Here is a 15,296-nt window from a genome sequence, read left to right on the forward strand (position 1 = left end):
CTCATGCAGTTGTTTGATGACCTGGACGATTTCGGCGCCTTCGACGACGTGGTGTCTGGCGATGTCCGCGACCCCTACACCGAGCTGGCCCGGCTGCGGCGCGAGGAACCCGTGCAACGCATCGACTTCTCGGTGCTGCCGCACGAGGAATCCAAGCCGGTGTTCATCGTGTACCGCCACGAGGACGTCATCGCGATGCTGCGCGACAACGAGACGTTTTCCTCGTCGATCATCATCGACGCGTTTGGTGATGTGCTCGGCAAGCATGTGATGTTGGGCATGGACGAGCCCGAACACGGCCGGCACCGGGCCCTGGTCGCCAAGGCGTTCTCCCAGAAGGCGCTGGCCCGTTGGGAAGACGAGCTGGTGGGCCGGGTCGGCACCGAGCTGATCGACCGGTTCGCCGACCGCGGGCACGCCGACCTGGTCAAGGAGTTCAACTTCGACTACCCGACCCAGATCATCGCCGGGTTACTGGGTTTGCCGCAGCGGGACTATCCACAGTTTCAGCGCTGGTCGATCTCGCTGCTGTCGTTCACCATCAACCCCGAACGGGGTCGCGCCGCCTCGCAGGCGTTGCGCGACTACTTCACCCCGATCCTCGCCGCCCGCCGCGAGCAGCCCCGCGACGATTTGATCAGCGGGCTGGCGCAGGCCGAAATCGACGGGCAAAAACTGTCTGACGAGGAGATCTTCTCGTTTCTGCGGCTGCTGCTTCCGGCGGGGATCGAAACCACCTACCGTGCGCTGGGTAACCTGCTGTTCGGGTTGCTTTCCCGCCCCGAGCAGCTCGACGCGCTGCGCGCCGACCGGTCGCTGCTGCCGCAGGCGATCGAGGAGGGGGTGCGCTGGGAGCCGCCGCTGCTGACGATCACCCGGGTGGCCGCCCGTGACACCGAGCTGGCGGGGGTGCACATCCCCGCCGGCTCCTCGGTGATGCCGATGTTGGGGGCCGCCAACCGCCAAGAGGACCGTCACCCCGATCCCGACCGCCTCGACATCTTCCGTTCGGCGCGGTCGCACACCGGGTGGGGGCACGGTGTGCACGTGTGCCTGGGGATGCACCTGGCCCGCATGGAGATGCGGGTCGCGCTCAACCTGCTGCTGGACCGGCTGCCGCACCTTCGGCTGGATCCCGCCGGTGGCGATCCGCACATCCGCGGCCAGGTGTTCCGATCACCGACCTCGCTGCCGGTGCTGTTCGGGGCTGCCGAATGAGCGACTTCGAATCGGTCGACTTCTTCACCGACCCGTCCTTGATCCCCGACCCCTACCCCTACTTCGACTATCTGCGGGCCAAGTGCCCCATCGTGCACGAACCCCACCAGGGGGTGCTTGCGGTCACCGGGCACGCCGAAGCCCTTGCGGTGTACAAAGACCCGGCGTTCTCCTCGTGCGTGTCGGTGGCCGGGCCGTTCTCCGGGCTGTCGTTCGAGCCGGTCGGCGACGACGTCGGCGCCCTGATCGAACAGCACCGCGACCAGATCCCGATGAGCGAACACATCGTCACCCAGGACCCGCCGGAGCACACCCGCACCCGCGGGCTGCTGAGTCGGCTGCTGACCCCCAAGCGGCTCAAGGAGAACGAAGACTTCATGTGGCGGCTGGCCGACCAGCAACTCGACGAGTTCGTCGGCTCGGGTCGCTGCGAGTTCCTCGAGGACTACGCCAAACCGTTCTCGATGCTGGTGATCGCCGATCTGCTGGGGGTTCCCGCCGCCGACCACCACGAATTCCGCACGGTGCTGGGTGGCGAGCAGGTGGGGTCACTCGACGACGATCCGCTGACGCACAACCCGCTGCAGTGGCTGGATGACAAGTTCTACTCCTACATCGCCGACCGCCGCAACGAACCGCGCGGCGACGTGTTAACCGAACTGGCGCAGGCGAAATACGAGGACGGCTCCACGCCGGAGATCATCGATGTGGTGCGGGTGTCCACCTTTCTGTTCGCCGCCGGCCAGGAAACCACCGTCAAGTTGCTCAGCGCCGGTTTGCGGGTGATCGCCGAGCGCCCCGACATCCAGGCGCTGCTGCGGGAGGACCGCGGCCGCATCCCGGTGTTTTTGGAGGAAGCACTGCGCACCGAGAGCCCGGTCAAATCGCATTTCCGCATGGCGCGGACCACGACCACGGTCGGCGACACCACCGTTCCGGCCGGCACCACGGTGATGCTGCTACCCGGAGCCAGCAACCGGGATGCGCGCAAGTTCGACGAGCCCGATCAATTCCGGATCGACCGGTCCAACGTGCGCGAGCATGTGGCATTCGGCCGCGGAGCGCACTCCTGCCCGGGTGCGCCGCTGGCCCGCGCCGAGGGACGGATCTCGCTGAACCGGATCCTGGATCGGATGGCCGACATCAGCATCTCCGAGGAGCAGCACGGCCCGCCCGAGGCGCGCCGGTACAGCTACGAGCCGACCTTCATCATGCGGGGGCTGCAGGAGTTGCATCTTCGGTTCAACCCGGTCGGCTGACAGCATTCGCGGGTGTGCGGTTTGATACGCCGCTCGAGGCTTGGGCGTATCGGATCGCACAGTCGACATGGATTTGACCCCCGCTGCGGGCCGTCCAACCCGTTGGTCAACAATCGAGGCACGACCCTCAAGTTCAAAGGAGAACGACCATGGCTGACGCCGTCATCGTCGAGGCAGTGCGCTCACCGATTGGCAAGCGCAACGGCGGACTGTCCGGGGTGCACCCGGCCGAACTGTCCGCGCAGGTCCTCAACGGCCTGGTGAGCAAGGCGGGCGTCGACCCCGAACTCGTCGAGGACGTGATCTGGGGCTGCGTCATGCAGGCCGGGGAACAAGCGCTCGACATCGGCCGCACCGCGCTGCTGGCCGCCGGCTGGCCGGAGACCGTGCCCGGGGTGACGGTGGACCGCCAGTGCGGGTCCAGCCAGCAGTCGGTGCACTTCGCGGCGGCCGGTGTGGTCGCCGGCCACTACGACGTGGTGGTCGCCGGCGGGGTGGAGTCGATGTCGCGCACGCCGATGGGCGCCTCGCTGGCCAACGGCGGCCACCCGTACCCGGAGGCGTTCCGCACCCGCTACAGCCAAACCCCCAACCAGGGCATCGGCGCCGAGATGATCGCCGAACAGTGGGGCTTTTCCCGTACCGCCCTCGATGAATTCTCCCTGGCCTCGCACGAGAAGGCCGCCGCCGCACAGGATTCCGGTGCGTTCGAGGACGAGATCGTCGGCATCAAGGATCAGGACGGCAACGTCGTGCTCAAGGACGAGGGCATCCGCCGCGGCACCCCGATCGAGAAGATGGCGCAGCTCAAGCCGGCCTTCAAGGAGGACGGGGTGATCCACGCCGGCAACTCCAGCCAGATCTCCGACGGGTCGGCGGCACTGCTGTTCATGTCGGCCGAGAAAGCCAAGTCGCTGGGGCTCAAGCCGCTGGCCCGGGTGCACACCGCGACCCTGGCCGGCGCCGACCCGGTGATCATGCTGACCGCGCCCATCCCGGCCACCCAGAAGGCGCTCAAGCGCTCCGGGCTGAGCATCGACGAGATCGGGGTGTTCGAGGTCAACGAGGCGTTCGCCCCGGTCCCGATGGCCTGGCTGCACGACATCGGCGCCGACGAGAAGAAGCTCAACCCCAAGGGTGGGGCGATCGCGCTCGGCCACCCGCTGGGCGGCTCTGGGGCACGCATCATGACCACGATGCTGTATCACATGCGGGACAAGGGCATTCAGTACGGCTTGCAGACCATGTGCGAAGGCGGCGGCCAGGCCAACGCCACCATTTTGGAGTTGCTGTGACGGAGGCTCCCGTCGCCCCGGGTGCGCTCACCGAGCGCCGCGGCAATGTCCTGATCATCACCATCAACCGGCCCGAGGCCCGCAACGCGGTCAACGCCGCGGTGAGCACCGCCGTCGGCGACGCGTTGGCCCAGGCGCAAAACGACCCCGAGGTGCGCGCGGTGGTGATCACCGGCGCGGGCGACAAATCGTTCTGCGCCGGCGCCGACCTCAAGGCGATCTCGCGGGGGGAGAACCTGTTTCACCCCGACCACAGCGAGTGGGGATTCGCCGGATACGTGCACCACTTCATCGACAAACCGACCATCGCCGCGGTCAACGGCACCGCGCTGGGTGGCGGCACCGAGCTGGCGCTGGCCAGCGACCTGGTGGTGGCCGAACAGCGCGCCCAGTTCGGGCTGCCGGAGGTCAAGCGCGGGCTGATCGCCGGGGCCGGCGGGGTGTTTCGCATCGTGCACCAGCTGCCGCGCAAGGTGGCCCTGCAGATGCTGTTCACCGGGGAGCCGATCAGCGCGGCCGACGCCGCCACCTGGGGCCTGATCAACCAGGTGGTGCCGGACGGCACCGTGCTGGAGGCGGCGCTGGCGCTGGCCGAACGGGTCACCGTCAACGCGCCGCTGTCGGTGCAGGCCAGCAAGCGGATCGCCTACGGCGCCGACGACGGCATCATCCCCGACGAGGAACCGGGCTGGAGCCGCACCACCCGCGAATTCGGCACCCTGCTGAAATCGGAGGACGCCAAGGAGGGCCCGCTGGCGTTCGCGCAGAAGCGCCCACCGGTGTGGAAGGCCCGCTAAGCGGCTTAGCCGGCGACCGGGGAGCGCGGCAACATGTTGGGCCGCAACAAAAACCGGGTATCTAGGGTCGCGCCGGGGACGCCGCGAGCGGCCGTGTTCGCCAACGGCATCATCGGCGGCACCGTCGCGGGTTCGGCTGCCGCAACGGCCGGGGCGGCGGTGCTGGCGAGTGCGGGCGACGCGGCCGCGGCCGGGCTCACCACCGGCGTCGCGGCGGTCCAGGCCTGCGGCACCGACATCCAGCCGATCGTGCTGGCCTGACCCATCCCCGCCGAGACCGTCGCGCCACCGCCGAGACCCAGCCCCGCCAGGCCCGCCGACCCCAGTGCCCCGGAGCTGGCGCCGGCCGCGACGGTCGACGCCGCCGCACCCACGCCGGCGCTCATCGCCTTGGCCCCGTTGGTGCCGCCCATCAGCAACCGCATCAGCATGCTCATTGGCATCGTCGCCATCCGCATCGGCATCATCAGCGAATTCAATGACGACAGCGACCCCAGCGACGACGAGCCGGACGTCGATCCCGACCCGGTGACCGGCGCGGCCAAGCTCTGCAGCGTTTGCGGCATCGCGGTCACCAGCTGCGACAGCGCCGCTTGGCTGCCCGCGTCCGCGGAGGCGCCGGTGCCCTGGGCCAGCGCGGCGGTCGGGTTGGCGACCTGCTGCGGCGCGGAGAACGGGGTCAGTGTCGAGGCCGCCGCCGAACTGCCCGCGTAGCCATACATCGCCGCGGCGTCCTGGGCCCACATCTCGCCGTACTGGGCTTCGGTGGCCGCGATCGCCGGGGCGTTCTGGCCGAGAATGTTGGTGGCAATCAACGACATCAGCTGGCTGCGGTTCGCCGCGATCACCGGCGGCGGCACCGTCATCGCGTACGCCGCCTCGTAGGCGCCCGCAGCGGCCCGGGCCTGGGAGGCGGCCTGCTCGGCCTGGCCGGCGGTCGTGGTCATCCACGCCGCGTACGGGCTGGCGGCGGCCGCCATCGACGCCGACCCCTGGCCGGTCCACTGCCCGGTCAGCCCGGCAATCACCGACGCGTAGTTGGTGGCCGCCGACTGCAGGTTGGCGGCCAGATCGTCCCAGGCCGCCGCGGCGGCCAGCATCGGGCCCGACCCGGGTCCGGAATACATCCGGGCCGAGTTGATCTCCGGCGGCAACGCCCCGAAATCCATCGCTCCACCTCCCGTCGCTGCACACGCTACGAAGCCCCTGGTCATCGGGTGGCTACCGAAAGGTAAAGGCCTCGTTTACCTTCGCCTTGGCCGGGTTGAGGGCGGTTAGGATCGCCGCCATGGCCCAACTGCTGGTGGTCGAAGACGACGAAACCATCGGACGGCTGCTCACCGATGGGCTGCAGACCCACGGCCACGAGGTTCGGTGGTGCCGTTCCGGACGCGCGGCGCTGCGGGAAGCGGCAGTGCAGCAGTTCGACCTGGTGCTGCTTGACCTGGGACTGCCGGATCTGGACGGGGTCGAGGTGTGCCGGCAGCTGCGCTCCACTCAGCCGGGTTGTGTGCTGGTGATCCTCACCGCGCGCGACGCCGAGATCGATGTCGTGGTCGGTCTGGATGCCGGCGCCGACGACTACCTCACCAAACCGTTCCGCTATGCCGAACTGCTGGCCCGCATCCGCGCGCACCTGCGCCGCGGACCCGTCCCGACCACTCCCGCCGAGGCCTACGTCGTCGGCGACCTGGTGGTCGATCCCGCCGCGCGCACCGGCAGCTACGGCAACCACGTCATCGAGTTGCGGCCCCGGGAATTCGACTTGCTCGCCCGGCTGGCGGCCGAGGTCGACACGGCGTTGTCGCGGGAGGCGCTGATCGCCGACGTCTGGGATGAAAACTGGTACGGCTCAACGAAAACCCTGGATGTCCACATCGGGATCCTGCGCAGAAAACTCGCCGCTGCCGCCAAGGTACACGGCGCGGATCCCGCTGCCGCGCCGCAGATCACCACGTTGCGCGGCTACGGCTACCGGTTGGATTCCCCGGGCCGCGAGCCGACGGGAGCCCCGCATGCGTAGACGCATCGTCGTTCTCGCGATGCTCGCGGCGACGCTGGCGACCAGCCTGTTCGGTGTGCCGCTGGCGCTGTCCGCGGCGCGCTACTACCGCGTGTCGGCCGGCAACAAAGTCGAACGGGCCGCCAACAAGACGGCCATCGACCTCGCCGCCGACATGATCCACGGTCGGCTGGTCGACCAGGTGCCCGACCTGGAGCCGGGCACCGGGGTGGCGATCTACACCCCCGACGGGCGACTCGTCGTCGGGGAGGGTCCGCCGGCCGCCGATTCCGTGGTCAACCGGACCCTGCGGGATAAACGGGTTCACCGGCTCGCCGCCAACGGGCAGATGACCGCCGCCGTCCCCATCACCGACGGTCCGCGCGTCGTGTTTGTGGTCCGCTCCGCCGCGTCCACCAGCGCCCTGTATGTGCGGATTCTGCGCACCTGGGCGCTCATGCTGCTGCTGGAAGCCGTCGTTCTCGCCGTGACCTGGCAACTCGCCCGCTGGCAGGCGCGGCGGCTGGCCCGCCCGCTCGAACACCTGGCCGCCACCGCCCGCACCCTCGGCGACGGCGACTTCAGTGTGCGCGCGCAGCCCAGCGGGATCGCGGAGATCGACGCCGCCGGAATTTCCCTGAACCAGACCGCCGAACGCCTCGACGACCTGGTGGAGCGCGAACGCGCCATCACCGCCAACGCCTCCCACCAACTGCGCACCCCGCTGACCGGGCTGCGCCTGGGACTGGAGGCGGCGCTGGACTCCCCGCACGCCGACCACCGGCAAGCCATCATCGACGCCGTCGCCACCACCGAACGCCTCAGCGACACCATCGAGGACCTGATTGCGCTGGCCCGCAACACCACTCGCAGCACCGAACGGGTGGAGCTGCAGGCGTTGCTGGACGAGATTGCCGACGCCTGGGGGCGCCGGCTCGCCGACGCCGGGCGGGAACTGCGGGTCAGCGCCGACGCCGGCCTGCCGCCGCCGCTGGCCTCCACCGCCGCCGTCCGCCAGATTCTTGCGGTGCTGATCGATAACGCCGTCCAACACGGGGTCGGTGCCGTCACGGTTCACGCCCGCGACGCGAGTGCCGTCACGGCGATCGACGTCGCCGACGAGGGCACCGGCCTCGACCAGGACCAAATCGACCTGCTGTACCGCCGCAGTGCCGGCGGTCACGGCCTCGGGTTAGCGCTGGCCCGCGACCTCGCTGAAGCCGAGGGCGGGCGGTTGCGGCTGTCCAGCCGCACCCCGACCACGTTCACCCTGTTCCTGCCGACCGCTGCAGCGGAGGATTGACGGGCCTTTACGATGGCGGCCATGCCGGAGCCGCTCATCGTCGCTATCCGCGGTCATCGCCCCCAACTGCACACCGAATCCTGGGTGGCGCCCAACGCCAGCGTGATCGGACGGGTCAGCCTGGCCGCCCGGGCCAGCGTCTGGTATTCGGCCACGCTGCGCGCCGAGGCCGAACCGATCGAGGTGGGCTTCGGCACCAACATCCAAGACGGGGTGACCATCCACGTGGACAAGGAATTCCCCGCCCGGATCGGCTCCGGGGTCAGCGTCGGGCACAACGCCGTCCTGCACGGCTGCACCGTCGAGGACGACTCGCTGATCGGCATGGGCGCGGTGATCCTCAACGGCGCGGTGGTCGGTGCCGGCTCGCTGGTGGCGGCCAGTGCGCTGATTCCGCAGGGCATGGTGATCCCGCCGCGTTCGTTGGTGACCGGGGTGCCGGGTCGGGTGCGTCGCGAGCTCAGCGAGGCCGAGGTGCGCCACAATCGGCACAACGCCGCGGTGTACCGGCGCCTGATCGACCTGCATCGGGATTCGACCAGCTGACCGGGAACGCTGCCCATTTTGGTCACCGGCGCCCGCCTGGACCGCTACCTTGAACTGCGTGCGCCGCGGCTGGGAACCATCCGGCCGCCCCGATTGACCTGAGACCGACGGGACGCCCAGCATGACCCAGTCCACCCCGGCCCATCCCGGCCTGGTTCACGAGTTCATCGAGATCATCACCAACGTCGCTGTGCCGCATCACGAACCGCCCAAAGCGGTATTGCGCCGCCGGGTCGTGGTCGCCGTGGTGCTGGTGATCGGGGCGATCGTGTTGGGCTATTCGCTGACCCGGCGGCCCGGTGACTCGGCGTTCTACTGGCTGACGTTGGCCCTTGCGGCCGTCTGGTTCGCCGGCGCGCTGGTGTCCGGTCCGCTGCATCTGGGCTGCGTCCGGTTCCGCGGTCGCAACGAGCGACCGGTGTTCACCGGCACCGGAATCGGGTTGGTGCTGGGCACGGTTTTCGTGGTGGGCGCCATGGTGGCTCGGCAGATTCCGGCCGTGGCGGAGCCGGTGCAACGGGTGCTGGTGTTCGCCGACCGCGGCACGTTGACCTGGATCGTGTTGATTACCTTGGCCAATGCCATTGCCGAGGAGATGTTCTTCCGCGGTGCGCTGTACACCGCGATCGGGCGGTATCACCCGGCCGCGGTCTCCACGCTGCTCTACGTCGCCGTCACTTTGGCGAGCGGCAACCCGATGCTGGGGTTCGCCGCGCTGATCCTCGGCGCGGTCTGCGCCATCGAACGTCGGGCTACCGGGGGAGTGCTGGCGCCCATCCTGACCCACCTGGTGTGGGGCCTGATCATGGTGCTGGCGCTCCCACCCATTTTTGGTGGGTAGCCCCCTCCTGCGCGAGCGTGCGCGTCCCCGGTCGACACGCCGCGTGAAACACCGATTCTGCGCACGCTGACCGGAAAATACCTCAAGGTGAGTGGGCAGGCCGAAGGCTACCCGGCGGAGCCGGGTGTGTTTGTTGAGGTTGTGGGGTTCAGGCCGCGGGTTCGAGGGTGACTCGGTAGCCGAGTGCGGCGAGTTGGGCGATGTGGTTGCGGAGTTTTCGTTCGGTGATGACGCGGTTGGTGTAGTAGTCGGCTCCGAGGTCGTGGAAGCGGGCGTTTGGGTGGGCGAGCAGTTGCCAAACGATGACCAGGATGGAGCGGGCGACCGCGACGAGGGCTTTGAGTTTGCCGCGGCGTTTGACGATGCGCCGGTAGCGTTCGCCGAGGAAGGTGTCGGTTCGAGCGGCCACGGCGGCGGCGTCACCGAGGGCACCTTTGAGGTAGGGGTTGCCGGTGCCGGTCTTGCCGCCGCGGGTGGTCGGACCGGACTGGATGGTGCGCGGGCATAACTTGGCCTACGACACCAGATGTGCAGGGGTCGGGAAGATCGACATGTCGGTGCCGATCTCGGCGACGATGGACTGGGCTGCGCTAGGGCCGATGCCGGTGATTTCATCGAGCCGCTCGATGATGCTTAAGTGCGTAGCGTCGCTGACTTCGACACCCGGTGCTGGCTGCGTTAGGTCGCCGACGCCAGTGCGCGGCGGTGGGTTCGGTGTGTCCATGTTGTGCTCGCCACCGTCGATATTGGGTTGGTCCATGGCAGCGATCAGCGCCTCGATGCGGCAGGTGAGTTGCCCGATGCGGGCCGTGAGGCCATCGATTTGGTCTAGCAGCAACCGGGCCAGCTCGGCGTGGTGAGCGTCGAAGCGGCCGTCTAAGGCGGCAACGAGTGCTGAGCGTTTGGCCTTCATGCAGCCGCGGGCCAGATCGGCCAACCTGCGCGGGTCACGCTCACCGGCGATGAGGGCTTCGAGCATGTCGCGCGTGGAGAGCGTGTCGAGGGTGGAGGCCACCGACGACACCTTGATCAACGCGCCCTCGAGCAGCTTTTCCAGCCGCTGCCAGTAGCGGGAGCGTTCCCGGGTCAGCTCCTCACGCAGGCGGGTGTAATCGCGTAACTCCCGGATCGGTGCCGGCGGCACGAACGAGGGCCGCAGCAGTCCCTTCTCGGTGAGCTTGGCCAGCCACACCGCATCAAGCCGGTCGGTTTTGGGTCGGCCCGGCACGTTCTTGACATCACGGGCGTTGACCAAATCCACTCGTAGCCCGGCGGCTTCTAGCAGGTAGTAGAAGATCCGCCAGTAATCCGAGGTCGACTCGACGCTGACCCGGCCCACCTGCAGTTCGACCAACTGACCGGCGAGGTCAGCGACCGCGCCGGTGGTCGCCGAAACGTCCCAGACCCGGCTGAACCGGCGCCCGGACTTGCCCGGCAGCCGCACACACACCTTGCCGCTGGCCTTGGCCACATCAATCGCGGCGGCCCGCTCGATCACCAACTCGTGTTCGTCGTCGGGAATCTCTACCGGCGTCGGCGCCCGGGTCTGCTTGTGCTTGCGCTTGGTTGTCACTTCTGCTGCCCTCCAATCGACTCCATCCTGTTCATCAGGTGGATCGCCCGGGGGCCTCGGTCAAGGGAAACCGAAATTCTGACCGGCGTGCTCGAAGCAACAATGCATGACCCTTCCAGGTCGGGCCCCAGCGCCCAGGCTCGCGGACGGGTTCAAAAGTCCCAAAGAGTGACCGGCGTCGGCGGGCGACCCGACCCCATTTTCACGCCTGCCAGGCGTCCCTAGGAAGGGTTAGATGGCTCGCGGGGATGCTGAACTGGTGCGCACGTGCACCCGATGGGCCGGGCGTGCGCCGGGGCGGACGGCGGCGTTGCTTGTCGGCGCGCTGCCAGCGCTCGCATTTCCCGCGCCGTCCTGGTGGTGGCTGGCCTGGGCCGGCGTAGCCCCACTGCTGCTGGTGGTGCGGGCCGCGCCGAGCGCGCGTGAAGGCGGTGTACGGGCCTGGTGGGGTCTGGGCGGATTTATCCTGACCACGCAGTACTGGCTGTGGCCGACTACGGGACCGTTGCTGGCGGTGCTCGCCGCGGGGCTCGGTGCGCTGTGGCTGCCGTGGGGGTTTGCCGCGCATCGGCTGTTGTCGGCGCCGCTGACCACCCGCCGCGCCCTGGCCGCGGTGCTCGTGGTGCCCAGCGCGTGGGTGCTGGCCGAGGCCGTGCGCTCCTGGCCGATGCTGGGCGGGCCATGGGCGTTGCTGGGCGCGTCGCAGTGGAATCAGCCCGCGACGCTGGCCTCGGCCGCGCTCGGCGGGGTATGGCTGACCAGTTTTCTGCTCATGGCGGCGAATACCGCGATCGTCTGCGCCATCGTCCACCGCGGTGTGTCGGGTCGGGCCGTTGCGGCGCTATTGGCGGTGGTGTGCGCCGGATTCGGCCCGGCCTGGTTTGTGCTGGGCCCCGCCCCGACGACCGGTCCGACGATCCGGGTGGCGCTGGTGCAGCCGGGCGACATCACCGACGCGGCGGCGCGACAGGCGGCCGGCGAAGCGCTCACCGCCTCCCTGGCAGGACAGCGGCCCGACCTGGTGGCCTGGGGGGAGAGCAGCATCGGCGTCGACCTCACCAGCCATCCCGAGGTGACGGCCGCGCTGGCAGACCTGTCCCGGCGGGTGGGCGCGGACCTGCTCGTCAACGTCGACGCACCCGCTGCGAGCGGGGACATCTACAAGTCATCGGTGTTGATCGGGCCGGGCGGATCGCTCGGCGCCTACCGGAAGGTGCGGCTGGTGCCGTTCGGTGAGTATGTGCCGCTGCGCCCGCTGCTCGGCTGGATCACCCGCCACACCAAGGCCGCCGCCCAGGACCGGGGGCGCGGCAGCGAATCGGTGGTGCTGCACGCCGGCGCGGTGGTGATCGGGCCACTGATCAGCGTCGAAGCGACCTTCTCCGACCTGCCCCGCCGCGACGTGCAACTCGGCGCCCAGCTGCTGGCCTACCAGAGTTCCACGTCGACGTTTCAGGGAAGCTGGGCGCAACCGCAGCTGGCCGGTCAGGTCGCGGTCCACGCGGTCGAGGTGGGTCGCCCGGCGGTGCATGCCGGGTTGTCCGGTGACAGCGCGGCTTTCGATGCGCGCGGCCGCGAACTGGCCTGGTGCCCGTCGACCTACCGCGGCGTCGTCGTGGTGAGTGTTCCGCTGGGCTCGCAGACCACCATGTACCAACGGGTGGGGGACTGGGTGCTGGCGGTGGCGGTGGCGATCGTCGTGTTGGCGGCGGTCCGGTCCCGCCGATAATGGGTCAGTGGGAGCGATGATGTCGGCAGCACGGCAGTTCTCCCTGTACGGGCCGTCGCACTGGGCGGTACTCACGGTGTTCGCGGTCGGCGCGGCGCTGCTGGTCTGGATCGGGCGTCGGCAGACCGCGTCGCAGGCGCGCCGCTTCGCGCGCGTTCTGGGTGCGCTGACGGCCGCGATCTACGGTGCGGTGCTCCTCTATTCACTGCTGCCGCCGGCCATCGACCGGTCGGTGCCGCTGCGGTTGACCGACCTCGCCACCGTCGCGGCGGCCTACGCCCTGTGGTCACAGCGACGCTGGGCCTTCGCCCTCACCTACTACTGGGGCCTGGTGCTGAGCACCCAGGCATTGATTTCGCCGGTGCTGCGGAGTCCGGATTTTCCGCACTACCAGTTCCTCGGCTTCTGGGGGATTCACCTGCTCGTCGTGTGGGCCGCCATCTACCTCACCTGGGGCCGCGGGCTGCGGCCCGGGTGGGACAGTTACCGGATCACGGTGGCGGTCACGATGGGGTGGGCGTCGATGACCTTCGCGTTCAACAGCATCGCCGGAACCAACTACGGCTTCCTCAACGAAAAGCCGGCCACCGCAACCCTCTTGGATGTATTGGGCCCGTGGCCGGTGTATCTGCTGACCGCGGCCACGCTCATCCTGATCGTGTGGGCCCTGATGACCTGGCCGTGGGTGCGGGCACGGCAACGCACCCCCGGGTGACGAGCAGACGCAAATTCGCACGATCGTGGGCCCGATCGTGCGAATTTGCGTCTGCTCGCGACCGATCAGGCGTCGGTAAACGCCGGGTCCCGGCGCTCCTGGAAGGCCTTGGTGCCTTCCCGGAAGTCGTTGGCGGCCAACAAGATGGACTGCCCGACGTACTCGCGGTCCAGCGCGCCGTCCAGCTCGGTCAGGGTGGCCGCGTTGATCGCGTGCTTGGTCTTGGCGAACGCCACCGCGGGGCCGGCCATCACCTGCGCCAGCACCTTGTCCACCTCGGCGTCGAACTCCTCGGCCGGATACACCGCGCTGATCAGACCCCACGCCAACGCGTCGACCGCCGGCAGCCGCTCGGCCAGCAGCGCCATCCGCATCGCCCGGATCCGACCGATCGCCGCGGCCACCAACGCCGACGCCCCGCCGTCGGGCATCAACCCGATCTTGGTGAACGCGAGCATGAAAAACGCTTTGTCCGAAGCCAATACCAGGTCGCAGGCCAGCGCCAGCGACACCCCGACCCCGGCGGCCGGGCCCTGCACGACGGCCACCACCGGGCGCGGCAGCGCCGCGATCGCCCGGATCGCGCGGTTGGCCTCCACGATGATCTCGGTGGGCACCCCGTCGGCGGCGTCCTCGGCGCTGATCCCGGCCCCGGAGCTAAAGCCGCGGCCCGCGCCGCCGAGGCGCACCACCTTCACCCGCGGATCGCGCGCGGCGTTCTCCATCGCGTCGGCGATGCCGGCCAGCACCGGGGTGGTCACCGAGTTGAGGCTGTCGGGTCGGTCGATGGTCACCGACAGCACGCCGTCGGTCAGGCTGACGGACAGGCCCTCGACGGGCGCCAGCGTGTCGATTCCGGGATCAGTGACGGTCATGGGCCTCACTGTAAAGCGGCCGGGTTGTGGGTCACGAACCGGTGGCTGCGAAGATGCACATCACATACTCACGAGGAGGTCGGACATGGCGGGACCACTGACAGGGTTGCGGGTTATCGAGCTGGCCGGTATCGGGCCGGGCCCGCACGCAGCGCAAATCCTCGGTGACCTGGGCGCCGAGGTGGTGCGGGTGGAGCGGCCGCCGAAGTTTCCCGGCGCCTCCAAGGACACCATGCTGCGCAACCGGCGCTCGGTGACCGCCGACCTCAAGTCGGCCGAGGGCCGCGACCTGGTGCTCAAGCTGGTCGCCAAGGCCGATGTGCTGATCGAGGGCTTCCGACCCGGTGTCACCGAGCGGCTCGGGCTGGGCCCGGAGGACTGCGCCAAGGTCAACGAGAAGCTGATCTACGGCCGGATGACCGGCTGGGGGCAGACCGGGCCGCGCGCCCTGCAGGCCGGTCACGACATCAACTACATCTCGCTCAACGGCCTGTTGCACGCCATCGGCCGCAAGGGGGAGCGGCCGGTCCCGCCGCTGAATATGACCGGCGACTTCGGCGGCGGCTCGTTGTTCCTGCTGGTCGGCATCTTGTCGGCGCTGTGGGAGCGGCAGACCTCCGGCAAGGGCCAGGTCATCGACGCCGCCATGGTCGACGGGTCGGCGATGCTGTCGGCGATGATGTGGAGCTTCCGCGCGCAGGGCGTGTGGAGCGACGAGCGTGGCGTGAACATGCTCGACACCGGCGCGCCGTATTACGACACCTACACGTGCGCCGACGGCCGCTATGTCGCGGTGGGCTCCATCGAGCCGCAGTTCTTCGCGGAGTTGCTGGCCAAGCTGGGCCTGGATCCGGCCGAGCTGCCCGACCAGAACGACGTCGGCCGGTGGCCGGAGCTGCGGGCGCGGCTGACCGAGGCGTTCGCCGCCCACGACCGCGACCACTGGGCCAAGGTGTTCGCCGACTCCGACGCCTGCGTGACGCCGGTGTTGTCGTTCGGGGAGGTCGAAACCGAGCCGCACATCACCGACCGCGGCACCTTCTACGAGGTGGACGGCTACCTGCAGCCGAGGCCGGCGCCGCGGTTCTCCCGCAGCACCCCCGACACCCCGGCCCCGCCGGCGGGGCGGGGGGGGGTGGGGGG

Annotated in this window: 13 protein-coding genes and 1 pseudogene; 11 read left to right on the forward strand and 3 right to left on the reverse strand. The window is 69.2% G+C overall.

What is annotated here, in order from left to right; translation table 11 throughout:
• Positions 1–3: 3 nt before the first annotated feature.
• From BKN37_RS09885 to BKN37_RS09900, 4 genes are all read left to right on the forward strand, one after another.
• A complete protein-coding gene (locus BKN37_RS09885) occupies positions 4–1,218 on the forward strand; it encodes a cytochrome P450 (RefSeq protein ID WP_071024987.1) in 1,215 nt (404 codons plus the stop codon).
• Positions 1,215–2,477, forward strand: coding sequence for a cytochrome P450 (locus BKN37_RS09890; protein ID WP_071024990.1), 1,263 nt, complete (start codon positions 1,215–1,217; stop codon positions 2,475–2,477). The genes BKN37_RS09885 and BKN37_RS09890 overlap by 4 nt, the downstream gene beginning before the upstream one ends.
• Positions 2,478–2,626: 149 nt before the next feature.
• Positions 2,627–3,772: a thiolase family protein gene (locus BKN37_RS09895; protein ID WP_071024992.1), complete on the forward strand. Its 1,146-nt coding sequence runs from the start codon at positions 2,627–2,629 to the stop codon at positions 3,770–3,772.
• Positions 3,769–4,569 carry a crotonase/enoyl-CoA hydratase family protein gene (locus BKN37_RS09900; RefSeq protein WP_071024994.1) on the forward strand — a complete coding sequence of 267 codons (801 nt, stop codon included), beginning with the start codon at positions 3,769–3,771 and terminating at the stop codon, positions 4,567–4,569. The genes BKN37_RS09895 and BKN37_RS09900 overlap by 4 nt, the downstream gene beginning before the upstream one ends.
• 5 nt (positions 4,570–4,574) lie before the next feature.
• Here BKN37_RS09900 and BKN37_RS09905 read toward each other — a convergent pair whose 3' ends face one another.
• A complete protein-coding gene (locus tag BKN37_RS09905) occupies positions 4,575–5,738 on the reverse strand; it encodes a PPE family protein (protein ID WP_071024995.1) in 1,164 nt (387 codons plus the stop codon).
• 119 nt (positions 5,739–5,857) lie between these two features.
• Between BKN37_RS09905 and BKN37_RS09910 the strand changes: the two genes are divergently transcribed.
• The 4 genes from BKN37_RS09910 to BKN37_RS09925 all read left to right on the forward strand — a co-directional run bounded on the left by BKN37_RS09910 (position 5,858) and on the right by BKN37_RS09925 (position 9,261).
• The gene (locus BKN37_RS09910) at positions 5,858–6,592 is read left to right on the forward strand and encodes a response regulator transcription factor (RefSeq protein ID WP_071024996.1); all 735 of its coding nucleotides are present in this window, start codon (positions 5,858–5,860) and stop codon (positions 6,590–6,592) included.
• Positions 6,585–7,874, forward strand: coding sequence for a sensor histidine kinase (locus BKN37_RS09915; RefSeq protein ID WP_071024998.1), 1,290 nt, complete (start codon positions 6,585–6,587; stop codon positions 7,872–7,874). Before BKN37_RS09910 ends, BKN37_RS09915 begins: the two co-directional genes overlap by 8 nt.
• 21 nt (positions 7,875–7,895) lie before the next feature.
• On the forward strand, positions 7,896–8,420 hold the full coding sequence (locus tag BKN37_RS09920; RefSeq protein ID WP_071025013.1) for a gamma carbonic anhydrase family protein: 525 nt from the start codon (positions 7,896–7,898) through the stop codon (positions 8,418–8,420).
• Positions 8,421–8,541: 121 nt separating this feature from the next.
• Positions 8,542–9,261, forward strand: coding sequence for a CPBP family intramembrane glutamic endopeptidase (locus BKN37_RS09925; RefSeq protein WP_071024999.1), 720 nt, complete (start codon positions 8,542–8,544; stop codon positions 9,259–9,261).
• A gap of 148 nt (positions 9,262–9,409) precedes the next feature.
• On the opposite strand, the pseudogene BKN37_RS27695 reads toward BKN37_RS09925, so the two are convergent.
• Positions 9,410–10,834, reverse strand: a pseudogene (locus BKN37_RS27695) (IS110 family RNA-guided transposase).
• A gap of 235 nt (positions 10,835–11,069) precedes the next feature.
• On the opposite strand from BKN37_RS27695, the gene lnt reads away from it, so the two are divergent.
• Both lnt and BKN37_RS09940 read left to right on the forward strand, forming a co-directional pair.
• Positions 11,070–12,563: an apolipoprotein N-acyltransferase gene (gene lnt / locus BKN37_RS09935; RefSeq protein WP_083341701.1), complete on the forward strand. Its 1,494-nt coding sequence runs from the start codon at positions 11,070–11,072 to the stop codon at positions 12,561–12,563.
• 16 nt (positions 12,564–12,579) lie between these two features.
• Positions 12,580–13,278: a YwaF family protein gene (locus BKN37_RS09940; RefSeq protein WP_071025004.1), complete on the forward strand. Its 699-nt coding sequence runs from the start codon at positions 12,580–12,582 to the stop codon at positions 13,276–13,278.
• 65 nt (positions 13,279–13,343) lie between these two features.
• On the opposite strand, the gene BKN37_RS09945 is transcribed toward BKN37_RS09940, so the two are convergent.
• Positions 13,344–14,153, reverse strand: coding sequence for an enoyl-CoA hydratase (locus BKN37_RS09945; RefSeq protein WP_071025006.1), 810 nt, complete (start codon positions 14,151–14,153; stop codon positions 13,344–13,346).
• Positions 14,154–14,238: 85 nt separating this feature from the next.
• On the opposite strand from BKN37_RS09945, the gene BKN37_RS09950 reads away from it, so the two are divergent.
• The coding region (locus tag BKN37_RS09950; protein WP_071025016.1) for a CaiB/BaiF CoA transferase family protein at positions 14,239–15,296 on the forward strand (1,058 nt) is incomplete at its 3' end.

Origin of the sequence: Mycobacterium talmoniae (assembly GCF_001854525.1) — a bacterium.
Taxonomy (GTDB): Bacteria; Actinomycetota; Actinomycetes; order Mycobacteriales; family Mycobacteriaceae; genus Mycobacterium; species Mycobacterium talmoniae.

What these genes read in the sequence shown, in the direction of transcription:
- BKN37_RS09905 (WP_071024995.1), bottom strand. Translation starts at nt 5,738, where the DNA reads ATGGATTTCGGGGCGTTGCCGCCGGAGATCAACTCGGCCCGGATGTAT.
- BKN37_RS09885 (WP_071024987.1), top strand. Translation starts at nt 4, where the DNA reads ATGCAGTTGTTTGATGACCTGGACGATTTCGGCGCCTTCGACGACGTG.
- BKN37_RS09940 (WP_071025004.1), top strand. Translation starts at nt 12,580, where the DNA reads ATGATGTCGGCAGCACGGCAGTTCTCCCTGTACGGGCCGTCGCACTGG.
- BKN37_RS09890 (WP_071024990.1), top strand. Translation starts at nt 1,215, where the DNA reads ATGAGCGACTTCGAATCGGTCGACTTCTTCACCGACCCGTCCTTGATC.
- BKN37_RS09895 (WP_071024992.1), top strand. Translation starts at nt 2,627, where the DNA reads ATGGCTGACGCCGTCATCGTCGAGGCAGTGCGCTCACCGATTGGCAAG.
- BKN37_RS09925 (WP_071024999.1), top strand. Translation starts at nt 8,542, where the DNA reads ATGACCCAGTCCACCCCGGCCCATCCCGGCCTGGTTCACGAGTTCATC.
- lnt (WP_083341701.1), top strand. Translation starts at nt 11,070, where the DNA reads ATGGCTCGCGGGGATGCTGAACTGGTGCGCACGTGCACCCGATGGGCC.
- BKN37_RS09915 (WP_071024998.1), top strand. Translation starts at nt 6,585, where the DNA reads ATGCGTAGACGCATCGTCGTTCTCGCGATGCTCGCGGCGACGCTGGCG.
- BKN37_RS09920 (WP_071025013.1), top strand. Translation starts at nt 7,896, where the DNA reads ATGCCGGAGCCGCTCATCGTCGCTATCCGCGGTCATCGCCCCCAACTG.
- BKN37_RS09910 (WP_071024996.1), top strand. Translation starts at nt 5,858, where the DNA reads ATGGCCCAACTGCTGGTGGTCGAAGACGACGAAACCATCGGACGGCTG.
- BKN37_RS09945 (WP_071025006.1), bottom strand. Translation starts at nt 14,153, where the DNA reads ATGACCGTCACTGATCCCGGAATCGACACGCTGGCGCCCGTCGAGGGC.